General features: G+C 57.8%; 5 protein-coding genes and 1 pseudogene. 2 read left to right on the forward strand and 4 right to left on the reverse strand.

Annotated features, from left to right (window positions below; all coding sequences use genetic code 11):
* Nucleotides 1-5 precede the first annotated feature (5 nt).
* The 3 genes from NKJ75_RS05190 to NKJ75_RS05200 all read right to left on the reverse strand — a co-directional run bounded on the left by NKJ75_RS05190 (nucleotide 6) and on the right by NKJ75_RS05200 (nucleotide 3,182).
* Nucleotides 6-1,613: an ABC transporter substrate-binding protein gene (locus NKJ75_RS05190; RefSeq protein ID WP_352463813.1), complete on the reverse strand. Its 1,608-nt coding sequence runs from the start codon at nucleotides 1,611-1,613 to the stop codon at nucleotides 6-8.
* 121 nt (nucleotides 1,614-1,734) lie between these two features.
* The gene (locus NKJ75_RS05195) at nucleotides 1,735-2,088 is read right to left on the reverse strand and encodes a Rieske (2Fe-2S) protein (RefSeq protein WP_023673824.1); all 354 of its coding nucleotides are present in this window, start codon (nucleotides 2,086-2,088) and stop codon (nucleotides 1,735-1,737) included.
* 11 nt (nucleotides 2,089-2,099) lie between these two features.
* Complete coding sequence (locus NKJ75_RS05200; protein WP_031194312.1) at nucleotides 2,100-3,182, reverse strand: amidohydrolase family protein; 1,083 nt, start codon at nucleotides 3,180-3,182, stop codon at nucleotides 2,100-2,102.
* A 129-nt stretch (nucleotides 3,183-3,311) separates the two neighbouring features.
* On the opposite strand from NKJ75_RS05200, the gene NKJ75_RS05205 reads away from it, so the two are divergent.
* Nucleotides 3,312-4,169 carry a LysR family transcriptional regulator gene (locus NKJ75_RS05205; protein ID WP_023673822.1) on the forward strand — a complete coding sequence of 286 codons (858 nt, stop codon included), beginning with the start codon at nucleotides 3,312-3,314 and terminating at the stop codon, nucleotides 4,167-4,169.
* Between the two features lie 91 nt (nucleotides 4,170-4,260).
* On the forward strand, nucleotides 4,261-5,337 hold the full coding sequence (locus NKJ75_RS05210) for an FAD-binding oxidoreductase (protein WP_031204576.1): 1,077 nt from the start codon (nucleotides 4,261-4,263) through the stop codon (nucleotides 5,335-5,337).
* Between the two features lie 526 nt (nucleotides 5,338-5,863).
* Here the strand turns inward: NKJ75_RS05210 and NKJ75_RS05215 are convergent.
* Nucleotides 5,864-6,000: pseudogene (locus tag NKJ75_RS05215) on the reverse strand (IS256 family transposase); the annotation flags it as partial.

Below are 6,000 nucleotides of genomic sequence, written 5' to 3' on the forward strand. Positions count from 1 at the left end.
CCTTTTCATGCCGTGGCGATCCACCAGCGTTCGGCCATTTTCAGTCCATCGTTCTCCCAGTTGGGCGCCACTTCGCCATGTGCGAGCTTTTTGGATTGGGCGCTGACGAAATTGTTGAAGACCAGCACGATGCTGCCGCCATCGTCGTGGGTTAGTTGCTGCATCTCGGCATACATTCCCGCTCGCTTGGCCTCGTCCGTCTCGGCCCGCGCCTTAACAAGCAATTCGTTGAAATGGGGATTTTTCCAGAACGACTCATTCCAGCTGGAGTCCGCGGCGAAGGCTTGCGTGAACATCCAGTCGGCCGTCGCTCGACCGCTCCAATAGGATGCGCACCAGGGTTTCTTGAGCCAGATATTGTCCCAATAAGCGTCCTCGGCCTCCCGCACGACATTGACGTCGATGCCGCATTGGGCTGCCGTCTCGCGAATGAGCGAAGCCGCATCCACCGCGCCTGCAAAAGCGGCATCGGCGACCGAGAGATCCACCTTCAGGTTCTCCATTCCGGCCTTTTTCAGGTAGTGCTTGGCTTTTTCCGGATCGAAGTTGTGTTGCGGTTGCGGATCCTTGGCGAATTTGATCGCTGGCGCGATCGGGTTGTCGTTAGCCACGGTGGCGTGGCCGAGAAAGATCTTGTCGACGATTTCTTGGCGATTGATCGCCCATTTCAATGCCGTTCGCACGTCTGGATTATCAAACGGCGCCATCGCGGCATTCATCGGCAAGGTATAATGTCCGTAGCCGGTGACCTCGACGATTTCCACCTTCGGATTGCGTTTCAACATGCCGAGGGTCTTGAGGTCGGCGCGGCCGATATAGTCCACCTCGCCCGTCGACAAGGCCGCCATGCGAGCGGCAAGATCAGTGATGGCGATGAATTCCACCTCGTCGAGATAGGGCTTGCCGTTTTTGAAGTAGTTTGGATTGCGCTTGAGTTTCGCCGAAACGCCGGGCTGGAAATTCTCAAGGAGGAAAGCGCCGGTGCGAACCCCTGAAGCCCAGTCCGCCTTGCCGTCCTTGGCTGGCATGATGACCAGATGGTAGTCACTCATGATGTAAGGGAAATCGGCGTTGCCGCTCTTGAGCGTGAAGACCACCGTTTCCGGGCCGTCGGCCTTGATCCCGGCGACGGACTCCAACAGCGACTTCGCCGCCGATTTTGTGTCCTTGCCCATGTGATATTGCAATGACGTCACGACGTCATCCGCCGTCACAGTCTTGCCGTTGTGGAAGGTTGCGCCTTTGCGCAGCTTGAAGGCCCAGGTCTTGGCCCAATCCGAAGATTCGAAGCTCTCGGCGAGGTCCGGTTGGACATTGCCTTTGGCGTCGACCTCAGTGAGGCTGTTGGATAGCGAGCCCGAAAACGCGGTTTGTGTGAACGTATCGGGGTAGCCGGCCGGATCGATTGAATCCGTCGTCGCGCCATGAGCCATGCCGAGCTTGGCGAAGCCGCCGTGCATCGGTTCGGCACGCGCCCTGGCGACGAAGAGCGTGTCGGCGGCGGCGACCGTCAGGCCTGCGGCTATCCCAAGATGAATGAAGTCGCGGCGGGAAACTTTGCCGCCACCGACCAGGCTTTGCGCGAGACCAAGCTTGTATTCAGATTCTGACATTTGACTCTCCCATTGCGGAGTTCTCCGCGTTATTTTTTTCAAGCACCTGCGAACAAATCTGCTAGTTGGCTTCGGCCATCTTTCTTCGAATTTTTCCAATCCCAATCGGCTTTTGGGCCAATCAGGCCGTCACATAGATGCTGCCGGCTTCGACGGTGACTGGAAATGTGCGAGCGCGAATGGACGGATCGACCAAGGCTTCACCTGACTTGATGTCGAATTCCCAGCCATGCCAGGCGCATCGAACGATCTCGTTTTCGCGATGATAGATGAATTGCGCTTGTTCAACGGGCGCGGTTGTCCCGCATTGCGGTCCCTCGCAAAGTGGAGCGCCGCGGTGCGGACAGACATTCAGCAGCGCGTGGAATGAATCTCCGATGCGGAAAATCCCGACCGAAAGGCTGCGGATCTTGGCGATAAACGGAGATCCTGTTTCGATCTCGTCGACGCGGCAGATATATGTCTTCTCGGGCATCGTATGCTTCCTCAGGCAGCATTCGCGGCTTGCGCACGGGGGATGCGTTTGTAGACTTCCAACGCATTCAGTCCCATGATCTTGCTCTTCCAGGCAGGAGGGATTTGCAGCGTGTTGGCATCGTCGTAATCCCAGTGCGGATAGTCCGACGCAAACATCAGCGTGTTTTCCCCGTCCATGGCTTCGAGCGTGGACCAGAGATGTTGGATGTTTGCAGGTTGCTCCAGCGGCTGCGTGGAAAAGCGGATGTTGCGCCGGCAATATTCCGATGGCAGCATCTTCAGCCATGGCGTCTCTTTACGCAGCGCTTTGTAGTCGGCATCCAGGCGCCACAGGACCGACGGAACCCAGGCGACACCGCACTCGATGATCACGAAGTAGAGGTCCGGCCACTTCTCGAAGACGCCATGGGCGATCATGCTTGCCACGTGCGACATCGCGGACATGTGCAAAATGGCATGCGTTTCCCAGAAGAATGTCGTGGGCGCAGGCGCAATGGCAGTTGAATTCACGCCGCCATGCCCGCCCAGATGTATGGCGAACGGCAACCCTACTTCAGCGCAAGCTTCGTAGATCGGATGGTAGAACGGGTCTCCATACGGCTTGACGGACCCTTGGGAAGCGAGAACCTGGACCATACGCGGATGACTGCCCAGACGGCGTATCTCGGCGGCAGCGAGCTTCGGATCCTGTGGTGCGATGATGATCGAACCCATGAAACGATCGTCTTTCGGCAGCCATTGGTTGATCTGATAGTCATTGTAGGCGCTGACCAGGGCGCTGGCATAGTAAGGATTGGCGAGGGTCGACGCCTCGATCGGCTCATCGCCGGTGAGGATCGCCACGTCGACTTTGTACTTGTCGAGGTGCTTCTCTTTCATGATGAGATAATTGTCGGCTTCCGTCTTCGGACGGACGTCCTTGCGGGAGAAGTCCTGCGGATGAAACCAGGGGCGATGGCCATGCGGAAATGCGCCGACTGGACCTGTTTTCTCGCCCTCGGTGAACATGTCTTTCCACAAGCCGGAAAGGTATGGCGTCAACACGGTGGCGCTTGACCAGTAATTGTGACAGTCGCAATCAACTATGAACACTTTGTTCCGCTCCGTGGCCCGTCCCGGCGGTGCGCCGGCCGATGATCTGGTGCAGCTTCCCCCTTGAGTATTGTTTGATCAAGCTTATGGTAGGCAGGAACATGATCGAATTTTTCGATCGGGATTTCCATGCAGCTTGATCACATCGAAACCTTTCTCGACATCATCGAATCGAGAAATTTCAATCGCACCGCAGATCGGTTGGGCTTAACCCAATCGACAATCAGCACCCGCATCAAGAACCTGGAGAGCGCAATCGGATCTGAACTGTTCCAACGCGGACGCGCCGGGGCAGAGCCGACTGCCGCAGGGCGCCGGTTCGAAGCCTACGCAAGATCTCTGGTATCCACTTGGTCGCAGGCTCGCCACGATGTCCGGGCCTTCAACCGTTTCGAAGGCACCTTGCGCGTTGCCGCCCAAGTGGGCATGACCCGCTCAGTCCTGCCCGGGTGGGTCGAAACCCTGTGCCAAGCACTTCCGAAGTCCTCAATCCATGTCGAGTCGGATTATTCGAACCAGATGGTCAGCGACCTCAGCATGGGAAACCTGGATATCGCGGTGCTTTATGCCCCCCGCTACTTGCCTGAGATCGCATACGAGCACCTGATGGTCGAGGAATATGTAATGGTTTCGACTGCCGCCAGAAACCTGTCGGACGTCGATCCCGACACCTACATCCGACCAGGCTACACCGTCGTGCTGGAGAAAACGCACGCAGAGATGCTGGCCCAATTGGCGATCTGCCGACTTTCGACCGGATCGGAAGCTCTGGCGGAGATCATGCTCCGGCGAACGGGCGGCACTTGCTACATGCGCAGCGATGATGCGCGCAGGTTTACCGGTGAGCTTCCATCGTTCCTGGTCGAAGGAGCGCCGACCTTGCACCAGCCAGTCCATACGGCGATACTGGCACGCCGCAAACACGAACCGATCATTCGCAAAGGCATCCGTGCTCTCCATCTCGCTGTTATGTCGCTGGAGGTTTAAATCGATATTCCCGATCATAACGCTGGAATAATATTGCTGTTCAGCGGGGTAAGAACTGGCATGTTCGCTCGACCTAACGCCGAGCCGCACGATGAATGCATACGCCTCCATCCAAGCCTCAGATGTCGTGCCCACCATGCGTCAGCGGCGATGGGCACAAAAGACGCGAGATATAGTGCTCTGCCGTCGCGTGATAGACGAGACGCACGATGTGAAAACATTTGTTCTCACATCTGCCGCTGGTCGGATGTTCTGCTTCAGCGCGGGCCAGTATGTTCTCGTGCACCTCAGGATCAACGGCGCCACAATAACGCGCGCCTACTCGGTATCGTCACCGCCGACGCGACCGCTTGATCTTCAGATCACCGTGAAGCGAACGCAAGGCGGGCTCACTTCCAACTGGATCCATGACCATTTGACGCCGGGCAGCGAGATCGAGATCGAAGGGCCGCTCGGTTCGTTCAATCTGGATAAATTGCCGTCGGAGAAACCTGTTTTCCTTTCGGGCGGGAGCGGCGTGACTCCGACCATGTCAATGCTGCGTGCGCTTACAGACCGCGCAGACGACAGGGAGATCCGCTTCATTCACAGCGCGAAAACCCCAGGCGACATCATCTTCCGAGCGGAACTGGAAGCACTTGCCGCTCGCTTTCCCAATGTTCAAGTGACTTTGGTTTGCGGCCAGGGAGGTCCCGCTTGGACGGGTTCAACCGGCCGAATTGATGGTCGGATGCTGCTGAGCCTGGTTCCCGATCTTCAAAAGCGCACTGTTTTTGCCTGTGGGCCCGAAGGGTACATGAAGACGGCACGCGCCTGCCTTGATGCAATAGGCTTCCCGCCAGCGCAGTATCACGAGGAGAGTTTCGGAGGCAGCAATGGTTCTCGGTCGGAATTGGGCTTGGCGATTTCGTCTTCGGTCCGTTTTGTCCGCTCGGGTGTGGAGCATCGCTGCGCGCCCGGAGAGACCCTGCTGGACGCGGCGCGGAACTGTGGCATCTACATCCCAACCGCCTGCCAGCAGGGCGTTTGCGGAACGTGCCGAATAGCCAAACTATCCGGCGAGGTTACCATGGACGATTTAGGCGGACTGAATGCTAAAGAGAAATCTGCCGGCTATGTCCTGGCATGTTGCAGCCGCCCGCGAGGGACGGTTTTGCTCGACGCTTAGCTCGGCGTTGTTGACTGTTGGAAGATTCCGTCGGCGCACGCATCGGCGTCAGGGTCTAACCCAACGGCTCGACGCTCGAAGCTGTCAGTCCGTTATCGGCCCCCAAATGAGACGTTGGAAGCATTGAGGGCAGGGGACAGTTCGTGGCGCAAACGAGATAGCAGCTCCGAGTAGTCATCGCTGTTCGCGAAACGGTCGATTTCTGGACATCGCAATGTCGGGTATGGACTAACGCGCTATCTCGGCTCGAGGACCAATTCAGGTACGCGCCTGACATTAGGTATTGAGCATAGATCCGTGCGTCCCGGAAAGCGGACGCGGCACGATCCGGGTTAGGCGAGTAAGATACGCTCGATGACGGCGGCGCGCGCGGGAACGTCGCAACCAAGGATGAAGCTGTTGCTGGAGTCGAGCGGGCATTCACGCGGCCATGCCGGAGCAGATCGGCGCTACGACGGCCCAGCAGCCTTTGTCGCGGGGGGTTGTGTGCGTCAAGTTCTGCAAAATGGGGCAGCCATGATGCTGGTCATGCGGCTTGGCGCAGAGCGAGCTTCTTGTGCTCGCGCAGGTCGTCCATGTTGATGTATCGGTTGGCCTCCATCCAGTTTTCATTGGTCTCGACGGCCAACGCCCTGACCAGGCGCAGGCAGCTTTCGGTATTGG

It is taken from the genome of Mesorhizobium sp. M0058 (assembly GCF_040323095.1).
In the GTDB taxonomy this organism is placed as follows: domain Bacteria; phylum Pseudomonadota; class Alphaproteobacteria; order Rhizobiales; family Rhizobiaceae; genus Mesorhizobium.